Annotated in this window: 16 protein-coding genes; 6 read left to right on the top strand and 10 right to left on the bottom strand. The window is 31.3% G+C overall.

What is annotated here, in order from left to right; all coding sequences use genetic code 11:
- Positions 1-75: 75 nt before the first annotated feature.
- The 3 genes from clpP to dnaG all read left to right on the top strand — a co-directional run bounded on the left by clpP (position 76) and on the right by dnaG (position 4126).
- Positions 76-735, top strand: a complete 660-nt coding sequence (gene clpP, locus C7447_RS00560; RefSeq protein ID WP_148868237.1) for an ATP-dependent Clp endopeptidase proteolytic subunit ClpP — start codon at positions 76-78, stop codon at positions 733-735.
- A gap of 41 nt (positions 736-776) precedes the next feature.
- A complete protein-coding gene (clpX, locus tag C7447_RS00555) occupies positions 777-2015 on the top strand; it encodes an ATP-dependent Clp protease ATP-binding subunit ClpX (RefSeq protein ID WP_148868236.1) in 1239 nt (412 codons plus the stop codon).
- Between the two features lie 107 nt (positions 2016-2122).
- Positions 2123-4126, top strand: coding sequence for a DNA primase (gene dnaG, locus C7447_RS00550; protein WP_148868235.1), 2004 nt, complete (start codon positions 2123-2125; stop codon positions 4124-4126).
- A 212-nt stretch (positions 4127-4338) separates the two neighbouring features.
- On the opposite strand, the gene nadE is transcribed toward dnaG, so the two are convergent.
- The gene (gene nadE, locus C7447_RS00545) at positions 4339-5127 is read right to left on the bottom strand and encodes an NAD(+) synthase (protein ID WP_148868234.1); all 789 of its coding nucleotides are present in this window, start codon (positions 5125-5127) and stop codon (positions 4339-4341) included.
- A gap of 58 nt (positions 5128-5185) precedes the next feature.
- Here nadE and gldB point away from each other — a divergent pair, with 58 nt between their 5' ends.
- Both gldB and gldC read left to right on the top strand, forming a co-directional pair.
- Positions 5186-6142 carry a gliding motility lipoprotein GldB gene (gldB, locus tag C7447_RS00540; protein ID WP_148868233.1) on the top strand — a complete coding sequence of 319 codons (957 nt, stop codon included), beginning with the start codon at positions 5186-5188 and terminating at the stop codon, positions 6140-6142.
- The gene (gene gldC, locus C7447_RS00535; protein WP_148868232.1) at positions 6142-6480 is read left to right on the top strand and encodes a gliding motility protein GldC; all 339 of its coding nucleotides are present in this window, start codon (positions 6142-6144) and stop codon (positions 6478-6480) included. Before gldB ends, gldC begins: the two co-directional genes overlap by 1 nt.
- A 32-nt stretch (positions 6481-6512) precedes the next feature.
- Here gldC and folK read toward each other — a convergent pair whose 3' ends face one another.
- From folK to tamL, 6 genes are all read right to left on the bottom strand, one after another.
- On the bottom strand, positions 6513-7643 hold the full coding sequence (gene folK / locus C7447_RS00530; RefSeq protein WP_148868231.1) for a 2-amino-4-hydroxy-6-hydroxymethyldihydropteridine diphosphokinase: 1131 nt from the start codon (positions 7641-7643) through the stop codon (positions 6513-6515).
- Positions 7644-7792: 149 nt separating this feature from the next.
- Positions 7793-10018, bottom strand: coding sequence for a polyribonucleotide nucleotidyltransferase (locus tag C7447_RS00525; RefSeq protein ID WP_148868230.1), 2226 nt, complete (start codon positions 10016-10018; stop codon positions 7793-7795).
- Between the two features lie 182 nt (positions 10019-10200).
- Positions 10201-10470: a 30S ribosomal protein S15 gene (gene rpsO, locus C7447_RS00520; RefSeq protein ID WP_148868229.1), complete on the bottom strand. Its 270-nt coding sequence runs from the start codon at positions 10468-10470 to the stop codon at positions 10201-10203.
- Between the two features lie 135 nt (positions 10471-10605).
- Complete coding sequence (gene accD / locus C7447_RS00515) at positions 10606-11463, bottom strand: acetyl-CoA carboxylase, carboxyltransferase subunit beta (RefSeq protein ID WP_148868228.1); 858 nt, start codon at positions 11461-11463, stop codon at positions 10606-10608.
- A gap of 34 nt (positions 11464-11497) precedes the next feature.
- Entirely contained in the window at positions 11498-12565 is a 1068-nt protein-coding gene (fbaA, locus tag C7447_RS00510) for a class II fructose-bisphosphate aldolase (protein WP_148868227.1), read from the bottom strand.
- 80 nt (positions 12566-12645) lie between these two features.
- A complete protein-coding gene (tamL, locus tag C7447_RS00505) occupies positions 12646-15126 on the bottom strand; it encodes a translocation and assembly module lipoprotein TamL (RefSeq protein ID WP_148868226.1) in 2481 nt (826 codons plus the stop codon).
- 71 nt (positions 15127-15197) lie between these two features.
- Between tamL and C7447_RS00500 the strand changes: the two genes are divergently transcribed.
- Positions 15198-15926 (top strand): TrmH family RNA methyltransferase, encoded by a 729-nt coding sequence (locus tag C7447_RS00500; protein WP_148868225.1) that lies wholly within the window; start codon positions 15198-15200, stop codon positions 15924-15926.
- On the opposite strand, the gene C7447_RS00495 is transcribed toward C7447_RS00500, so the two are convergent.
- Genes C7447_RS00495 through C7447_RS00485 form a run of 3 tightly spaced genes read right to left on the bottom strand, consistent with a single transcriptional unit; the run spans position 15923 to position 18864 of the window.
- Complete coding sequence (locus tag C7447_RS00495; RefSeq protein WP_148868224.1) at positions 15923-16537, bottom strand: deoxynucleoside kinase; 615 nt, start codon at positions 16535-16537, stop codon at positions 15923-15925. The genes C7447_RS00500 and C7447_RS00495 overlap by 4 nt on opposite strands.
- Before the next feature lie 55 nt (positions 16538-16592).
- Positions 16593-17273, bottom strand: coding sequence for a response regulator transcription factor (locus C7447_RS00490; RefSeq protein ID WP_148868223.1), 681 nt, complete (start codon positions 17271-17273; stop codon positions 16593-16595).
- Entirely contained in the window at positions 17266-18864 is a 1599-nt protein-coding gene (locus C7447_RS00485) for a sensor histidine kinase (protein WP_148868222.1), read from the bottom strand. The genes C7447_RS00490 and C7447_RS00485 overlap by 8 nt, the downstream gene beginning before the upstream one ends.
- Positions 18865-18969: the final 105 nt, after the last annotated feature.

Genomic DNA, 18969 nt, shown 5'->3' with positions numbered 1-18969 from the left:
CTCTGAAACATCTTCTTTTTTCACAGAAAATCTTTGTATCTTTACAGTTCGTAACTTAAAAAACAAAAAGCCATAATGGATTACGGAAAAGAATTCGAAAAATACGCAACTAAGCATCACGGAATAAATAGCACTCATTACGGTAAAATAGTAAGTAGTTTAACGCCTTATATTATGGAAGAGCGTCAAATGAATATTACTCAAATGGATGTTTTTTCTCGTTTGATGATGGATAGAATTATCTTTTTAGGTACTGGTATCGATGATCAGGTAGCAAACATCATTCAAGCTCAATTATTATTCTTAGAAAGTGTTGATGCTTCTAAAGATATTTCAATATATATTAATTCTCCTGGAGGTGGAGTGTATGCAGGTTTAGGTATATATGATACCATGCAGTTTATAAAGCCAGATGTAGCCACTATTTGTACAGGTATGGCTGCTTCTATGGGAGCTGTATTAATGTGTGCAGGAGCAGCAGGAAAACGTTCTGCATTACCACATTCAAGAATTATGATTCATCAACCTTTAGGTGGAGCTCAAGGACAAGCATCAGATATCGAAATTACAACTCGTGAAATTTTGAAATTAAAAGATGAATTGTATCAAATTATAGCAAAACATTCAGGACAAACTATAGAAAAAGTTCACGATGATTCTGATAGAGATTATTGGATGAAAGCTGAAGAAGCGAAAACTTATGGTATGGTTGATGAAATTTTAAGCAGAAAATAATGATCAGTTTAGCTCTGAGCTAAAGGTTTAACAATAAAAAAATGTCAAAAGAACAAGACTTACAGTGCTCGTTTTGCGGACGCAAAAAATCTGAAACAGATTTGCTTATAGCAGGTATGGATGCTCATATTTGTGATAAATGTATTGAGCAGGCACACGGAATAGTAGAAGAAGAAGTTGCGGAAGCAAAAAGTACAAGTCTATCTAATGATTTGATTTTAAAAAAACCTAAAGAAATAAAGGACTTTTTAGATGAATACATCATTGGTCAAGATCAAACCAAAAAAGCAATGTCTGTTGCTGTTTACAATCATTATAAAAGGTTATTACAAACTAAGAGCGATGTAAACGAAGTTGAAATTGAAAAATCGAACATTGTTTTAGTAGGAGATACAGGTACAGGTAAAACATTAGTAGCTAGAACAATTGCTAAAATGTTAAATGTTCCTTTTTCTATTGTAGATGCTACAGTTTTAACACAAGCAGGATATGTTGGCGAAGACGTGGAAAGCATTTTAAGTCGTTTATTACAAGCGGCGGATTATGACGTTGAAAAAGCTGAAAAAGGAATTGTTTTTATAGATGAAATAGATAAAATTGCTCGTAAAGGAGATAATCCTTCGATTACTCGTGATGTATCTGGAGAAGGAGTACAACAAGCATTGCTAAAGTTATTAGAAGGAACAGTAGTTAACGTTGCTCCAAAAGGAGGAAGAAAACATCCTGAGCAAAAGTTTATTCAAGTTGATACAAAAGATATTTTATTTGTAGCAGGAGGAGCTTTTTCAGGAATTGATAGAATTATCAGTAAAAGATTGAACCGTCAAGCAGTTGGTTTTGGGGCATCTTTAGAGGATGATAAAATTGATGAAGAAAATTTACTACAATACATTATTCCTTCAGATTTAAAATCGTTCGGGTTAATTCCAGAAATTATTGGTCGCTTACCAGTATTGAGTTATATGAATCCGTTAGATGCCAAAACATTAAGAGCCATCTTAACAGAACCTAAAAATTCAATAATTAAACAATATACCAAGCTTTTTTCTATGGATGACGTAGCGTTTTCAATTGAAGAAGAGGCCTTACAATATATTGTAGATAAAGCGGTACAATATAAGTTAGGAGCTCGTGGTTTACGATCTTTATGTGAAGCTATTTTAACCGATGCAATGTTTGAGTTACCAGGTTCTGAAATCAAAGAACTTTTGGTGACTAAAGAGTATGCAGAACATAAATTAACGAATACAACATTAAAAAAATTAAAAGCAGCGTCTTAATTAAAAGAACAAAATTATTATCTCTCGAAATAATTGAGAGTGCTTTAATAAAATCTAAATTACCTCACAGATATTTTTTAAGTTTGTGAGGTTTTTAATTCCTTTTTATGATAACTAAACAAACCATAGACCGTGTTTTTGAAACTGCTCGTGTAGAGGAGGTAATCGGTGAGTTTGTACAATTAAAAAAAGCGGGAAGTAATTTCAAAGGGCTAAGTCCATTTACTGACGAGAAATCTCCATCTTTTATGGTATCTCCAGTAAAACAAATCTGGAAAGACTTTAGTACAGGTAAAGGAGGAAATGCTATTTCATTTTTAATGGAACACGAGCATTATTCATACCCAGAGGCTATTCGTTGGTTAGCAAAAAAATACAATATAGAAATTGAAGAAACTGAACAAACTGATGAACAAAAGCAACAAATTAATGAACGAGAGAGTATGTTTTTGGTTTCCAAATTTGCCAAAGATTATTTTCATGATGTATTAATGAACACTCAACAGGGGCGTGCTATCGGGTTATCATATTTTAAAGAGAGAGGCTTTAGAGAAGATGTCGTTGAGAAGTTTGATTTAGGATACTGTAAAGATGAATGGGACAACTTTACCAAGGCTGCATTGAGTAAAGGATATGACTTGAAATACTTAAAATCTACTGGGTTAACTATTGTAAAAGAAGGAGGAGCAGAAGAAAAGAAATTCGATCGATTTAAAGGACGTGTAATGTTTCCTATCCACAGTATGTCTGGTCGAATTTTAGGTTTTGGAGGAAGAATTCTAACAAATGATAAAAAAGCGGCAAAATATTTAAATTCTCCTGAGAGCGATATCTACCATAAGAGTAAAATTCTCTACGGAGTTTATCAAGCTAAAAAGGAAATTGCAAAACAAGATAATTGTTTTTTAGTAGAAGGATATACAGATGTTATTTCGTTTCACCAATCAGGAATAGAGAATGTAGTAGCTTCTTCGGGTACTGCTTTAACTTCTGATCAAATTAGATTGGTGCATCGATTAACCAATAATATTACAGTGCTGTTTGATGGTGATGCAGCGGGGATAAGAGCTTCTCTTCGTGGAATTGATTTAATTCTCGAACAAGGAATGAATGTGAAGGTTGTTTCTTTTCCTGAAGGAGAAGATCCTGATAGTTTCGCTAAATCACATTCAGATGTTGAGTTAAAAGAATATTTAGAAACCACAGCGCAAGATTTTATTAATTTTAAAGTGTCTTTATTAATGAAAGATGCTGCTAATGATCCTGTAAAAAAGGCAGGTTTAATTCGTGATATTGTTACGAGTATATCTAAAATCCCAGATGCTATCCAGCGAGAAGTATATATACAAGAATGTGCTCGTATTATGGATATCTCAGAACGTGTTTTGTTTAGTGAATTAGCACAATTACTTAAAAAAGATGTTACAAACAAAGCAAAACAGAATCAAAGCAATTATGATCAACCACCGCCAGAGTACTTTTTAGAACAAGAGCAAGCTGCAATGGGAGTTGTAAAGTCACCAGGTAAATCATCAGAAAGTATTAACCAACTTAATATTCTAGAAAAAGAGATACTTCGTATTCTATTATTGTATGGAAATGAAGAAGTAGATTTTGTGAATTGGGTAGACGGTGAAGATAAACAAGGAAGACCCATAATAGAAAAAGAGGAGTATAAAAATACTGTTTCTAATGAGTTGTATTTGAATTTACAAGAAGATGAGATTGAGTTTTCTAATGAAGTGTTTAAAACGGTGTATTATGAATTAATACATCAACTAAACCAAGAAGAAAAAATTTCTATTGAACAGTTAGTAGCTCATGAAAATCCAGTGATTTCAGGTTTAGTGACCAATATTTTAATGGATGAAGAAAAATATTCATTAAGTGATTGGGAGCGAAAAGAAATATTTGTCACTTCTACAGCTAAAATACTACCAAAATTGGTAAGCGATGCGATGTTAAACTTACGACGTATTTTAATTGAAAAGAAAATAAGTGAAGTTTTAAATGGTATTCAAACCCAGCAAATTACTCCAGATTTAGAAGAAATCACTAATTATACTGAATTAAAAAAATTACTTTTTGATAAGTTAAATAGGGTGGTTTAACTATTTTTTCTCATAACTTTAACTAATCCATTGTTTTTTTGTACATTTGCGGCACTCCCCTATAGAAAAGAATAAGAAAACCAAAAATTATGAGAAAATTGCTACAAATTTGTCAGCTTGTCTGGCTGTTTTTAAAACTCCCGTTTCAAATATCTAATGGTCACAAAAAGCATGCCTACAGAAAAATAAAAATGCTGATGATATCAGCAAATTTACTTTAGGTTATTAGGTATTTTACAAACAGGTATTGGTACCATTTTATGTTGGTTAATACGGTTTAGCCGTGTGTAAATTTTATACACTTCTAATTCACGACCTTTAAAATCGGTGTCCAATTTTCCTGCGTCTTGCATTCGCATTGCCCATTCTAATTCGTCGTATGAAGCGCCAATTTGATCTTCGTCTGTTCGATCATCACCCCACAATCCATCTGTTGGGGGAGCAACAATAATGTCTTTGTTTACTCCTAAGTGTTTTGCAATTTCATAAACTTCAGATTTCATTAAATCAGCAATGGGACTTAAATCTACACCGCCATCACCATATTTTGTAAAGAAACCAACACCAAAATCTTCTACTTTATTTCCTGTACCGGCTACTAGTAAACCTTGTAAGCCAGCAAAATAATATAAAGATGTCATTCTTAATCTAGCTCTGGTATTTGCTAAAGCCATAAAACGTTCTTCTTCGTTTTCTACAGGAGGCAAGGAATTGACTAAGCTGTCAAATACAGGGGTTAAATTAACTTGTTTCATTGAGACATTATCAAAATTACTTTTTAACCAATCTACATGGTTTAAAGCTCTGCTTACTTGGCTTTCTGCTTGATGGATAGGCATTTCTAAACATAAAGTAGGTAAGCCAGTTTTAGCACATAATGTAGAAGTTAAAGCACTATCAATCCCTCCAGAAACACCAACTACAAAACCTTTAACTTTTGCATTTTCTGCGTAATTCTTTAACCATTTTACAATATGTTCAGTAACTTTTGGTACGTTCATTATATACTATTTTAGTAAATTTGAAGTTTTAATTTTGAATGTAAATATACTAAAGTTAATGCAAAATTTTTTAAGAGTTTCTCTACTGATATTCCTTTTTATTTCTTGCCAAAAATCTACTATAAAACAGGTTGATGTTTCTCATATTCCAGTAGATGTAAAAATAGATAGATTTGATGTTGATTTTTATACATCAACAGAAAAAACATTATCATCGACCAAGAAAAAATATCCTATGTTATTTCCTTCGGATGTTGATAGTATTTGGGTTCAAAAAATTAAGAATAAGGATGAGCAAGAATTATTTTCAGAGACTCAAAAAGTGTTTAATAATGTATCTGCTATTGAAGTTCAATTAAAAAGTCTTTTTCAGCATGTAAAGTATTACAATCCTAAATTCAACACACCTAGAGTAATTACTATGCTAACCAATATCGATTATGATAATCGCGTGGTTTTTGCAGATAGTTTGTTGTTGATTTCTTTAGATGCTTATTTAGGAAAGAAGCATGAGTTTTATAATGATTACCCAGCGTACATCAAACAAAACAATACTAAAGAACATATAATTGTAGATGTTGCTAATTCTATAATTAATAAACAGGTTTTACCTAATAAAAACCGTCTGTTTTTAGAGAAAATGATTTCAGAAGGGAAAAAGATGTACTTACTAGATGCTTATTTACCAAAAGTATTTGACAAAGAAAAAATAGGGTATTCAGAGGAGAAATTTAATTGGGCAATAAACTCAGAAGAAGATGTTTGGAAGTATTTTATAGAGAGAGACTTATTATATAGTACCGATTTAAAATTAAACCAGCGATTTTTAGATATAGCCCCATTTTCTAAGTTTTATTTAGGTAATGATACGCTGTCTCCAGGACGAATAGGAGTGTTTATTGGCTGGCAAATTGTACGTTCTTATATGCAAAATAATGATGTATCTTTGCAACAATTAATGCAAATAAAAGAAGAGGAAATCTTCCAAAAATCTAAATATAAACCGAAAAGATAATGGCGGTAGAGCATACATCAAAAATTACATTTACAGTAGGATTAGACGAAAATAGAGTACCAGAAGAAATTTCTTGGAATGCACAAGATGGTGGGATTAATAATGAACCTTCTAAAGCAATTATGTTATCTGTTTGGGATCATAAGAAAAAAGATACACTTCGTATGGATTTATGGACTAAAGACATGCCTGTAGATGAAATGAAGCAATTTTTTCATCAAACACTCGTATCTATGGCGAACTCTTTTGAACGCGCAACAGACGACCAAAAAATGAGTGCTACCATGCGCGATTTTTGTGAGTATTTTGCTGAAAAGTTAGAATTGATTCAGAAGTAAGCAGTCTTCTAAAAAATATTATATTCATAAGATCAAGGATTGTGATTCTTGATCTTGTTTATTATATAGTGGTAATCATCTTCGTTATTAACAAAATCTAGTTCAGAAACATCAATAATTAAAATGTTTAAATCTTGTTGAGTTTGGATAAAATTACTGTAACCATCATGTATTTTTTGTAAGTAACTCCCTTCTATATTTTGTTCATAATCACGACCACGTTTTTTTATGTTTTGTAGTAGCCTTTCCGTATTTTGATATAAGTATACATACAAATCTGGTTTTGTGATTTCATTGTACATCATATCAAACATTTTTCGGTACAAAATATATTCGTCTTTATGTAAAGTAACTTGAGCAAAAATGAGGGATTTGAAAATATAGTAATCAGAAACAATGAAGTTTTTAAACAAGTCAAATTGGGCTAAATCATCTGATAATTGCTGATAACGATCTGCTAAGAAGCTCATTTCTAAAGGAAAAGCAAAGCGTTCTTCGTCTTGATAAAACTTAGGTAAAAACGGATTGTCTGCAAAACGTTCCAAGACTACTTTGGCATTAAATTCGTCAGACATCATGTTGGCTAAAGATGTTTTGCCAGCACCTATATTTCCTTCAATAGCAATGTAATTAAACTTCTCTGAAATTGGAATGGGTCTAACTAACTTTTCATCAATAACTGTAATTTCAGAATCATCGTTACAATTCTCTAAACAAATAAACAAATGTTTTTTAACGATTGGATGAATTACATTACGAGCAATTTCAACTAAAGGAGCTAAGGCAAATTTACGTTCCAACATTCGTGGATGTGGAACAATTAAATTTTTAGAAAAGATAATTTCATCATCAAATAATAAAATATCAATATCTATAACTCTATCAGAATAACCGTTTTTGTTTTTTCTATTTCTACCTAATTCTTTTTCGATAGAAAGAAGTTTTACCATTAAAACTTCTGGAGGTAAATATGTAGAAACTTGAATGCAAGTATTCAAAAAATCTTCGCTATCAAATCCCCAAGAAGCTGTTTTGTAAACCGAAGCTACTTTTTGTATAGCACCAATCTTATCACTAATTAAATTGATGGCTTTTTGTAAGTTTTCTAACTTGTTTCCTTGGTTAGTACCTAGAGATAAATATGTAACACGTTGAATTTTCAATATAAAACCACTAAATACTTTATTATTAATTATAAGTGGATATAGCGTTAAAATAATTAAGGCCGATATCGAGAGCAAAGAAACGAAAAGCAAAAAAAAAATCGGTAAAATATTTTACCGATTTTTCAACATTCTTAGGAAGAAAATATTTAGTTTTCTTTCTTTTCTTGTCTAGGTTTTCTATCGTCACGACGATTATCACGTCCACGATTATCTCTACCTTTACTATTATCTCTAGGAGGTCTAGCTACATAACCTTCTGGTTTTGGCAACAAAGCTTTACGAGAAACTTTTTCTTTACGGGTTTTTGGGTCAATTCCGAAGTATTTAACATCTAAAACATCTCCTAATTTAACAACGTCAGAAACATTATCTGTACGTTCCCATGCTAACTCACTCACATGTAATAAAACTTCGTTTCCTGGAGCTTCTGTATATTCCACAACCGCACCAAAATCTAACATTTTAATTACTTTTACTTCGTAAACACTACCTACTTGCGGTTTGAATAACATTGATTCGATACGAGCAAGAACTTTTTCAATTCCTTCTGGACTTGTTCCTAGGATTTCAACAATTCCTTCTTCAGTAACAGGGTCTTCGTTAATAACGATAGTAGTTTCTGTTTCTTTTTGTAATTCTTGAATATGTTTACCACCTGGTCCGATAAATGCTCCAATCATATCGTTAGGGATAACTCTAGTTACCATTTTAGGAGCGTGTGCTTTTACTTCTTTATTAGGAGCAGCAATCGTATCTGTTAATTTTTCTAAGATATGTAAACGACCATCACGAGCTTGTTTTAATGCGTTTACTAAGATCTCATAGCTTAACCCTTTTACTTTAATGTCCATTTGGCAAGCTGTAATTCCGTCAGCTGTACCAGTTACTTTAAAGTCCATATCTCCTAAATGATCTTCATCACCTAAAATATCAGATAAAACTGCATAACGATCACCGTCAGAAATTAATCCCATTGCAATACCAGAAACAGGTTTCTTTAACTGCACCCCAGCATCCATTAACGCCATTGTACCAGAACAAACTGTAGCCATAGAAGAAGAACCGTTAGATTCTAATACTTCAGATACAACTCTTACTGTATATGGGCAATCAGCAGGAATCATTCCTTTCAATGCTCTTTGTGCTAAATTTCCGTGACCAACTTCTCTACGAGAAGTTCCTCTCAAAGGACGTGCTTCTCCTGTACAAAAAGGAGGGAAGTTATAGTGTAAATAGAATGTTTCTTCACCTTCGTAAGAAGGCATATCTATTTGGTTTGCTTCTCTAGATGTACCTAAAGTTACGGTTGCTAATGCTTGAGTTTCTCCACGAGTAAAGATAGAAGATCCGTGTGTAGATGGTAAGTAATCTACTTCGCACCAAATAGGTCTAATATCAGTAGTCTTACGTCCGTCTAAACGTAATCCTTCTGCTAAAGTTAACTCTCTAACTGCGTTCTTTTGTGCTTTATTAAAGTATTTTCCAATTAAATCTCCAAAATCAGCAATTTCTTCTTCAGAAAAAGTAGCAATAATTTCTTCTTTTACTTCAGAAAAAGCTAACCCTCTTTCTGCTTTTGAAGTACCTTTTTTAGCGATTTCGTAACATTTATTGTAGGCTAAATCGTTAATCTTTTTAGCCAAATCTTCGTCTTCTCTTTCTGGTTCGTATTCACGAGTTTCTTTTTTACCAAATGCCTCAGCTAAACGAATTTGGGCAGCACATTGTACTTTAATAGCTTCGTGTGCAAATTTGATGGCATCTGCCATTTCTTCTTCAGAAATTTCATCCATTTCCCCTTCAACCATCATTACTGAATCTGCTGAAGCTCCAATCATCATGTCAATATCCGATTTAGCTAAATCTTCCCTGTTTGGATTGATTACAAATTCTCCATTAACTCTAGCAACACGTACTTCAGAAATTGGAGTTTCGAATGGGATATCCGATAACTGTATTACTGTAGAAGCAGCTAAACCAGCTAAAGCATCTGGCATCACATCATCATCATGAGACATTAATTGAATCATCACTTGTGTTTCTGCGTGATAATCTTTAGGGAATAAGGGACGTAAAACACGGTCTACTAAACGCATTGTTAATACTTCTCCATCACTTGGTCTTGCTTCTCTTTTAAAGAACCCACCAGGGTAACGACCTGCAGCAGCAAATTTTTCTCTATAATCTACTGTTAATGGTAAAAAATCAACATCAGATTGTTTGTAGTTAGATACTACAGTACATAATAACATTGCTTTTCCCATCTGAACAACAACTGAACCGTGTGCTTGTTTTGCTAATTTACCGGTTTCTAATGAGATGGTTCTTCCATCTCCAAGGTCAATGACCTCTCTAAATACTTTTGGAATCATAAATTTTTAATTCTAAATTTTTTACTTTGTTTGTTGTTGTTGTGTTGTTGTTTTTCCAATGGAAATTCAAAATTGCTGTTACTAATTTTGAGTTTTTTATATAAAATTCTATTTATTAGATAGAAAAGTATTCTTTTAAAAATAAAAAAGAGGCACGTTTATAGAGCCTCTTTTTGTTGAAATTATTTTCTAATTCCTAATTCTTTGATAATCGCACGATATCTGTTGATTTCTTTTTTCTTTAAATAGTCTAAAAGACTTCTACGCTTACCAACCATCATTACTAACGAACGCTCTGTGTTATAATCTTTACGATTTTTCTTTAAGTGTTCTGTTAAGTGGTTAATTCTGTGCGTAAATAACGCGATTTGACCCTCTGCACTACCAGTATCGTTTGCTCCTTTACCATGTTTTGCGAAAATCTCTCCTTTAACTTCTTTTGTTAAATACATACCAATATTGTTTAAATGATTTTAATGTATACAATGATTTTTCATTGAAGTTGCAAATATACAACTATTTTTAAAATAAATGAATATCGTTTTGTTAAGGAATTTTGATTACAAGATTTAAGTTTTTTGTTTTTATTATGCTCTAATAGGTTGATTTTGGATTAAATCAATATATAGGTTTACTTGTTTTTTTAAGTCTTTACGTTCGTAAATAGCATCTAAGAAACCATGTTCTAAAACAAATTCCGAACGTTGAAAACCTTCTGGTAATTCTTTTCCTGTAGTATCTTTTACAACACGTGGACCCGCAAAGGCAATTAGCGCATTTGGTTCAGCAATATTAATATCACCTAACATTGCGAATGAGGCTGTTGTTCCACCAGTTGTTGGATCTGTACATAATGAAATATATGGAATTTTTGCGTCAGCTAATTGAGCTAATTTTGCTGAGGTTTTTACTAACTGCATTAATGAAAGTGAGGCTTCCATCATACGCGCTCCTCCCGATTTAGAAATCATTAAAAAAGGAATTTCATTTTTGATAGCATAATCAATTGCACGTGCAATTTTTTCTCCAACGACACTTCCCATAGATCCGCCGATAAAAGCAAAATCCATAGCAGCAACAACTAAGTCTTTTCCTGCCGATTTTCCTACAGCTGTTCGAACAGCATCTTTTAATCCTGTTTTCTTTTGAACTGCTTTTAGTCTGTCTGGATATTTTTTAGTGTCTTCAAATTTTAATGGATCTTTTGAAGTTAGTTTTTCATTTAACTCTGTAAATTCATTATTATCAAAAAACAACTCAAAATATTCTTTACTTCCAATTCTTACATGGTAACCATCTTCTGGACTTACATATAAGTTTTCTTTTAATTCTTCGGTGTCTATAACCTTTCCGCTTGGGGTTTTATACCACAAGCCTTTTGGTGTGTCTTTTTTCTCTTCAGTAGGGGTATGAATCCCTTTGTCTTTACGTTTAAACCAAGCCATAATTTTAAATGTTGTTTGTTTTAGGCTTCTTTTCCTATAGCGTATTTATATTATTTAAGTCTTCAAAAGCCTTTTTTAATCTCGCTTTAAAGGTTAATTCACCTTCACGTAACCATTTACGAGGGTCGTAATATTTTTTATTTGGTACTTCTTCTCCTTCAGGGTTACCGATTTGAGATTGCAAATATGCAGATTTTTCACTCATATAATCACGAATACCTTCAGTAAATGCATATTGTAAATCTGTATCAATATTCATTTTTACTACACCATACCCAATAGCTTCTCTAATTTCTTCTACTGTAGAGCCTGATCCTCCGTGAAATACAAAATCTATTGTGTTATGAGGGACGTTATATTTTTTAGAAATATATTCTTGTGAATTTTTTAAAATCTTTGGAGTTAATTTTACGTTTCCTGGTTTGTAAACTCCATGTACATTACCAAAAGCAGCTGCAATTGTAAATTGATCACTTACTTTTTTTAATTCTTCGTAAGCATAACCAACTTCTTCTGGTTGTGTGTATAATTTAGATACATCAACATCACTATTGTCAACTCCATCTTCTTCTCCTCCTGTAATTCCTAGCTCTATTTCTAAAGTCATTCCCATTTTACTCATTCGAGCTAAATATTCTTTACAAATTTCAATATTCTCTTCGATGGGTTCTTCTGATAAATCAATCATATGAGAACTATATAATGGTTTGCCAGTTTCTTTAAAATGTTGTTCACTAGCATTTAAAAGTCCATCAATCCAAGGCAATAATTTTTTTGCAGCGTGATCTGTATGTAAAATAACTGGAACGCCATATGCTTCTGCTAATAGATGAATATGTTTTGCACCGGCAACAGCACCTGCTATAGCTGCTTTTTCATTTTCGTTAGAGAGACCTTTACCTGCATTAAATTGTGCTCCACCATTAGAAAATTGAATAATTACAGGTGAATTCAAATCTTTAGCAGTTTCTAAAACGGCATTAATTGTATTAGAACCTACTACATTTACTGCGGGTAAAGCAAATCCTTTTTCTTTAGCAAGTTGAAAGATTTCTTGTACTTGTTTTCCGGTGGCAACTCCAGGTTTAATCATGTTTTTAATTTTTTAGTTGTTTGGTAATTAGAAAACAAATCTACACTTTTTTAAGAAAGTGATGACTAAAATTTATGATAAACTGATGATTAGAAAGGATAGTTGATTCCAATATTATATACAGCGTTACTAAAATTAAAGTTTTGAAACCACCTCTTGTCTGTTAAATAAGGCTCACGTGCTTTAAATCCTAAATCTAAACGAGCGACTAAAAACTTGAGGTCATACCTAAGTCCAAAACCAGCCCCAACAGCCATGTCTGTTATTGATTTTAAGTTTTTAAATTTAGCTGCATCATCAACTAAAGAAGAATTGGTGATGTCCCAAATATTTCCAGCATCAACAAAAAGAGCTCCTTTTAAGCTAGAAATCATATCAAAACGATATTCAAAAGAAGATAAAAATTTTAGGCTACCAATGTTGTACTCTAATCCAGGAGTTCTTCTTCCTGGTCCTAAATCGTAGGTTCTCCATGCACGAATATCATTAGAGCCGCCAGCGAAATAACTTTTCGAAAAAGGAATGTTAGAGTCGTTATACGTTATAATAGCTCCTAAAAAAGAGCGGTGTGCTAGTACAGAATTTTCACCCAATCTCCAAAACTTCTTATATTCAATATCTGTTTTAAAATACTGAGCTACAGGAAGTTTAAACACTGTTTTTTGACCTTTAGCATCAGTTTGATTAGAGAGTAAAGCCATTATATTTCCAGAATTTGCTACTCTAACTCTAAAATATGAAAAATTTGCATCTCTAATATTTTCTTGATTATTATAAGTAAAATTATAGGCTATAACTGGAATTAAGAAATCGGAAGTGATTATATTATATCGATTTAAAATATTTAGATTGTCTTGAAAAGCTGTTGGATCTGTGCTTTTAAAATTAGTATCTGAAGCTCTTTCTTTCATGAAATCCACAATCTTATTTATACTTTCTTGATTGTTTGGTTGAGGTAAAGGATTACCATCATAAGTTAAGGATACTTCATTAAGTTTTTCATATTCAGAATTATAAATGTTGAAGTAATTATCTACATTTAAATTTCTAATATATTGTGCATTTAATAGTTCAACTTGTATGGTTTTTCGTTTTGAATATTGCCATTTATAATCTACCCCTAAAGAAATATTTTGCTTGTCTAAAGCAATGTTTTTTTGAATGTTAATACCTGTTTGAAAAGTTGTTCTTGGCGACATACTTTTTGGTACAAATTTATGCAAACCAAAAGGAGCCATAAACCGAGGTACTTCTAAAGATAAGTTACTACCTATTTCCCAACCAGGTACTGTTCTAGAATTAAAATAAGATCCAAGGATAGAAAATTTAAAAATTTCTGCTCCCTTAAAAGTGTTTCTGTTTGTGATAGAAAATTTTGCTGAAATATCAAAAGTACGGATGTTAGAACGTGATAATTCAGTTTCAACTCCTAAGGTGTACTTTTCTATGGGAGTTAAAAAAATATTTGCTTCTAGTTCTTCATCATTTAGCTCTGTATAACGTATTGAAGTTGTTTTAAAATTTCGCAATCCACGTAAATGATTTCGAGTTAAATTACGAAGGGAGTCCGTATAAACCTGATTGGGTTTGATAAAAATAGATTGTGATAAATATTTTGGATTGTATCTTAATTTAGTATGAGAAAAATATGAAATGTCATTATAGTTGATAGAATCTTTATGAAGTTCATTTCTTAATGAGTATAAGTAATCTGTAAAAATATTTATCTTTTTTATTCTTTGAATTTTAAAAGGTTTTGAAATATAAGCGCCCTCCTTTTCAATTAATCTATCTGATATGGAAATTTCTACATTCGTTTTTTTGTAATTATTTAAGGTGTCATTTACAAACTCAATACTATTTTCATTAAAATGATAAATACCTTTGTTTCTAAACAACTTGATTAATCTATCAGCTTCATTAATGAAGTTTTGATTTTTATATTGCTCTCCTTTTTTTAAAAAACTTTTTTGAGAAGTTGTCGCGTAAATAGAATCTAAAACAGGTGATTTTATATTACTGTAGATAGAATCTAGAAAAGAAGGTTTACCTCTCGAAATATAATATTTAATAGCTCCTTTTTTATTTCCAAGTGTGTCTTTTTGTGACCAAACTTTAGTTCTAAAATAACCTTCAGTGAAATAGTATGCCTCAAGGTTTTTTACGGTTTCTTTAGTTTTTTTATCCTTAATAATAATAGGTGCTTGACCGTTTTCTAAGTACCAGTTATTAAGTCCAATAAAAGTTCTTGCTACTGAAATACTTTGTTTTTCAGAAAAAAGATCTTTAAAAGTATGATACCATCCTGGGTGATTTTCTTTCCATTCAGAAACATCTTGCGATCCTTTAGGGTTTCCTAAGTTATAAAAATATAATGAAAGAGGAATTCCAAGAGCTTTAGTGTTAGGGCGTTGTAATAATAAATCAGTTATTTCACTTTTAGAATTTTTTACGCTGTCTATGTATACTGTGTTTTTAGTAAGTAAAAGTTCTTTTTCTGGAACATGTTTTATGGTGCTACAAGAGCTTAGAAATAGTAACAGTAAAAAGTAGATAGAAAGTTTTTTCATTAACTTTACGCGTCGCATTAATTACCAAAAATACTATTTTTTTGTGGTTATTGCTTGTTAAAAAAAAGCAAATGAGTTTATCTAAAAGTCAATTAAAATTAATAACTAGTTTACAGCAAAAAAAGTATCGCCAAAAACATAATTTATTTGTTGCAGAAGGGGTTAAAGTAGTAAGTGAGTTATTGAGATCATCATTAAAAATTGATACTTTATTTATTGTTGAAGATTTTACTTTTGAAGCAGATACTAGTAGAATAATTCATATTTCAGAAAATGAATTAAAAAAAATAAGTACACTTAAAGCACCTAACAAAGTTTTAGGACTATTTGAAATTCCGGAGGAAAAAGAAATTAAAGAGAACGGATTAATAATTGCATTAGACGCAATTAATGATCCTGGGAATTTAGGTACTATTATTCGTTTGTGTGACTGGTTTGGTGTTCAACAAATAATTTGCTCTAAAAATACGGTAGATTGTTACAATCAAAAAGTAGTACAATCTTCAATGGGGTCTATAACAAGAGTACAAATTAATTATACTGATTTACATCCTTATTTAAAAGAAACTTTACTTCCTGTTTTTACTGCTGATATGGATGGTAAAAATGTATATAAAACGAATTTACCGAGAGAAGCGATTTTGGTTATGGGAAATGAAGCTAACGGAGTTTCCGAAGAAATAAATCAACTTGTAAAAAACAAATTAACGATTCCTCGTTTTGGTGATAATCAACAAACTGAAAGTTTGAATGTAGCCACGGCTACCGCTATTTTATTAAGTGAATTTAGAAGGGGCTAGAACAATCCGTGTAATTGTGAATCTATTCTGTCAATTACATACCCTAAATCTTCTTGTTTGTCTACAAAATCTAAATTATCAACATCAATAATTAATAATTTCCCCTTGTTGTATTTTGTTATCCAAGCTTCGTAGCGTTCATTTAATCTACTTAAATAATCAATACTAATAGAGCTTTCGTATTCGCGTCCGCGTTTATGAATTTGCCCAACTAAAGTTGAGATATCCGCACGTAAATAAATTAATAAATCTGGAGGGGTTACCAAGTTTTCCATTAACTCAAATAAAGAAGAATAATTGCTGAAATCACGATTGGTCATTAAGCCCATAGCATGTAAGTTCGGAGCAAAAATATGTGCATCTTCGTAAATTGTTCTATCTTGAATGATATCTTTACCTGATTGACGTAACTCTAAAACTTGACGAAAACGACTGTTTAAGAAAAACACCTGTAAATTAAAAGACCAACGTTCCATTTCGGCATAAAAATCATCTAAATAAGGATTCTCATCAACCGATTCGAAATGAGGTTCCCATTTGTAATGTTTTGCTAATAATTTAGTTAAGGTTGTTTTTCCAGCTCCGATGTTTCCAGCAATGGCTACGTGCATAATTCAATAATTTGAGGAGGGTAAAATTACACATTATTTCCGATTTTGAAAGGAATTAACACATCAATTTGTATCCAAATCCGCGGATATTTATGATTTGAATTGTTGGATCTTTTTTGAGCTTTTTTCGAAGTTTAGAAATAAATACGTCCATACTTCGAGCGTTAAAAAAATCATCACTACCCCATAATTTATTTAGAATGAAACTTCGATCTAATATTTCGTTTTTCATTTCTGATAAATGAAAAAGTAATTCAGCTTCTCTATGTGTAAGTAACTCACTTTCGTTATTAAAACTTAACGTTTGTTTAGTGTAGTTAAAATTGAAATTTCCTAAGGTTATATTTTCTTGATTTTTTTTCACATGAATTCTATTTAATAATGCGTGAACTCTAACAATTAACTCTTCCATAGAAAAAGGCTTTTTTAGATAATCATTTCCACCGTTTTGAAATCCATCAATTACGTCTTTAGTTTGAGACTTTGCTGTGAGAAAAATAATTGGAATCGATTTATTGTTCTCCCTAATTTCTTTAGCTACAGTAAAACCATCTTTTTTCGGCATCATTACATCTAATACTAAAACTTCTGGTTGTTCTTGATTATAAACATCAAGTGCTTCCTCTCCATTTATAGCATGAAACACCTTAAAGTCTCGAGTCTCTAAGCTTTCTTTTACTATTTGTCCCAAACTAGGTTCGTCTTCGGCGAGTAAGAGTTTAATTTTATTAGACATTAGGTAACTTAATTTTAAATGTTGTTTTCTTCGGATTAGAATTTATGCTGATTGTTCCTTCGTGTTTTTCAATGATTTTTTTAGTGTAATACAAACCAATCCCAAAGCCTTTAACATCATGAGTGTTTCCCTTCGGAATTCTATAAAACTGACCAAAAATCTTTTCTTGCTGATATTTTTCAATCCCATTTCCATTGTCTGAAACTGAAATTGCAATTATATTGTCTTCTGCTAATAAGCTAATTTCAATAGTACCTCCACCGTATTTTACAGCATTGTCAATTAAATTAGAAATCGCATTTTCAAAATGAAATTCATCAACCTCTATAGATAATTCATCAAAGTTAGATGAAAAAGAGATTGTTTTTTCAGGAGCGATAAGTAGATGTTTTTTGGTAAGCTTATCTAATAAGTCAGTAAGATTTACATCTTCCTTTTTTAGTAATAGCTTTTCACTGTCTAAAGTTGCGGTTTCTAATAGCTTTTCAACCATTAAATGCAGTTTTTTAATTTGGGTTTCAGATATAGAAATATATTTCTGCGTTTTTTCTTTATCTTCAATTACGTTAAAATTATTGATAGCTTCTAAAGCAGTAGAAACTGTAGTTATTGGTGTTTTAAATTCGTGCGTTATGTTACTGATTAAATCATTTTTTATTTCTGCTAATTGCTTTTGTTGATTAATAATCTTCAACAGATAAAACAAACTAGAAATTACAGCAATTGATAACAATAGAGATAATAAAATTCCAGTTGAACTTCTTTTTAATGTCTCTGCTGACGGATTTGTGTATAGCATTTCGAAACGATTTCCAACTCCCAAAAAAGTAGATTTTGACTCAATTTCGTTAAGGTTTTTATCTGTAGTTAATGAATTGTGCCAAGTATGTAAAGTATCATTCTTAAAAAATTTAAAAGCATATGACACATTTATTTTCTTTTGAGTCAATTCTTTTTGTAAAATTGAATCTACTTTTTCATGATTTAAAGAATCGTTTTGTACAGCAACAAAAATGGTTTGTAATCCTTTAATGAGTTTTAAACTGTCGGTAGCTTTTTTTCCTTTAAATACTTTTACTTCTTTAATATCTTCTGATTGTATGTGAAAGCCAGATTTACCCTCTTTAGAAAACTGAGTAAGAGCCTTTATTTTATTAAATGAATTAGTAGCACTAGAACCTAACTTTTTTTTAACTTCTTTCGTTACAATGCTTAAAACAGAATCTATTTCCTGTAATTCATTTTTGTTGTCCGTAGTAATCTCCAGTGACGCACCTGAAACGTCAAGAGTATTGTTATGAAGTGTATCTTTCTTTGAACTTGAAGTAAATATTTTTTTAAAAAGATTACTCTTTTTTGTGTTATTTAATTTTGAAGGAAACTTAGGTTCTACAATAGCAAAATAACTTCTTTTAGATAAATCAACATAATACTGTTCAATTGCGTTGTCTAAACTTAATTGAATTTCGTTCATTACGCGCTGCTTATTTACTTCATAATTTTTATAATTCCAATAGAATTGTACAGCAATGGTAGTTAGTATTGTTGCTGATATTAAATAGAGTACCCAGTTATATCTTGTTGTATTCACATTTCAAAAGTACGTTTTATAATCATAAATTTTAACCGGTTAACACTCGTTAACACTCATTAACTATAAAAATTGAGTAGAGTTTTCATCTTTGAAGTATTCAAT

The organism is Tenacibaculum adriaticum, from assembly GCF_008124875.1.
Taxonomy (GTDB): domain Bacteria; phylum Bacteroidota; class Bacteroidia; order Flavobacteriales; family Flavobacteriaceae; genus Polaribacter; species Polaribacter adriaticus.
The sequence above is the reverse complement of the archived record's forward strand: the minus strand, read 5'-3'. Positions and strand labels throughout refer to the sequence as shown.

What these genes read in the sequence shown, in the direction of transcription:
- clpP (WP_148868237.1), top strand. Translation starts at nt 76, where the DNA reads ATGGATTACGGAAAAGAATTCGAAAAATACGCAACTAAGCATCACGGA.
- clpX (WP_148868236.1), top strand. Translation starts at nt 777, where the DNA reads ATGTCAAAAGAACAAGACTTACAGTGCTCGTTTTGCGGACGCAAAAAA.
- dnaG (WP_148868235.1), top strand. Translation starts at nt 2,123, where the DNA reads ATGATAACTAAACAAACCATAGACCGTGTTTTTGAAACTGCTCGTGTA.
- nadE (WP_148868234.1), bottom strand. Translation starts at nt 5,127, where the DNA reads ATGAACGTACCAAAAGTTACTGAACATATTGTAAAATGGTTAAAGAAT.
- gldB (WP_148868233.1), top strand. Translation starts at nt 5,186, where the DNA reads ATGCAAAATTTTTTAAGAGTTTCTCTACTGATATTCCTTTTTATTTCT.
- gldC (WP_148868232.1), top strand. Translation starts at nt 6,142, where the DNA reads ATGGCGGTAGAGCATACATCAAAAATTACATTTACAGTAGGATTAGAC.
- C7447_RS00525 (WP_148868230.1), bottom strand. Translation starts at nt 10,018, where the DNA reads ATGATTCCAAAAGTATTTAGAGAGGTCATTGACCTTGGAGATGGAAGA.
- rpsO (WP_148868229.1), bottom strand. Translation starts at nt 10,470, where the DNA reads ATGTATTTAACAAAAGAAGTTAAAGGAGAGATTTTCGCAAAACATGGT.
- accD (WP_148868228.1), bottom strand. Translation starts at nt 11,463, where the DNA reads ATGGCTTGGTTTAAACGTAAAGACAAAGGGATTCATACCCCTACTGAA.
- tamL (WP_148868226.1), bottom strand. Translation starts at nt 15,126, where the DNA reads ATGAAAAAACTTTCTATCTACTTTTTACTGTTACTATTTCTAAGCTCT.
- C7447_RS00500 (WP_148868225.1), top strand. Translation starts at nt 15,198, where the DNA reads ATGAGTTTATCTAAAAGTCAATTAAAATTAATAACTAGTTTACAGCAA.
- C7447_RS00495 (WP_148868224.1), bottom strand. Translation starts at nt 16,537, where the DNA reads ATGCACGTAGCCATTGCTGGAAACATCGGAGCTGGAAAAACAACCTTA.
- C7447_RS00490 (WP_148868223.1), bottom strand. Translation starts at nt 17,273, where the DNA reads ATGTCTAATAAAATTAAACTCTTACTCGCCGAAGACGAACCTAGTTTG.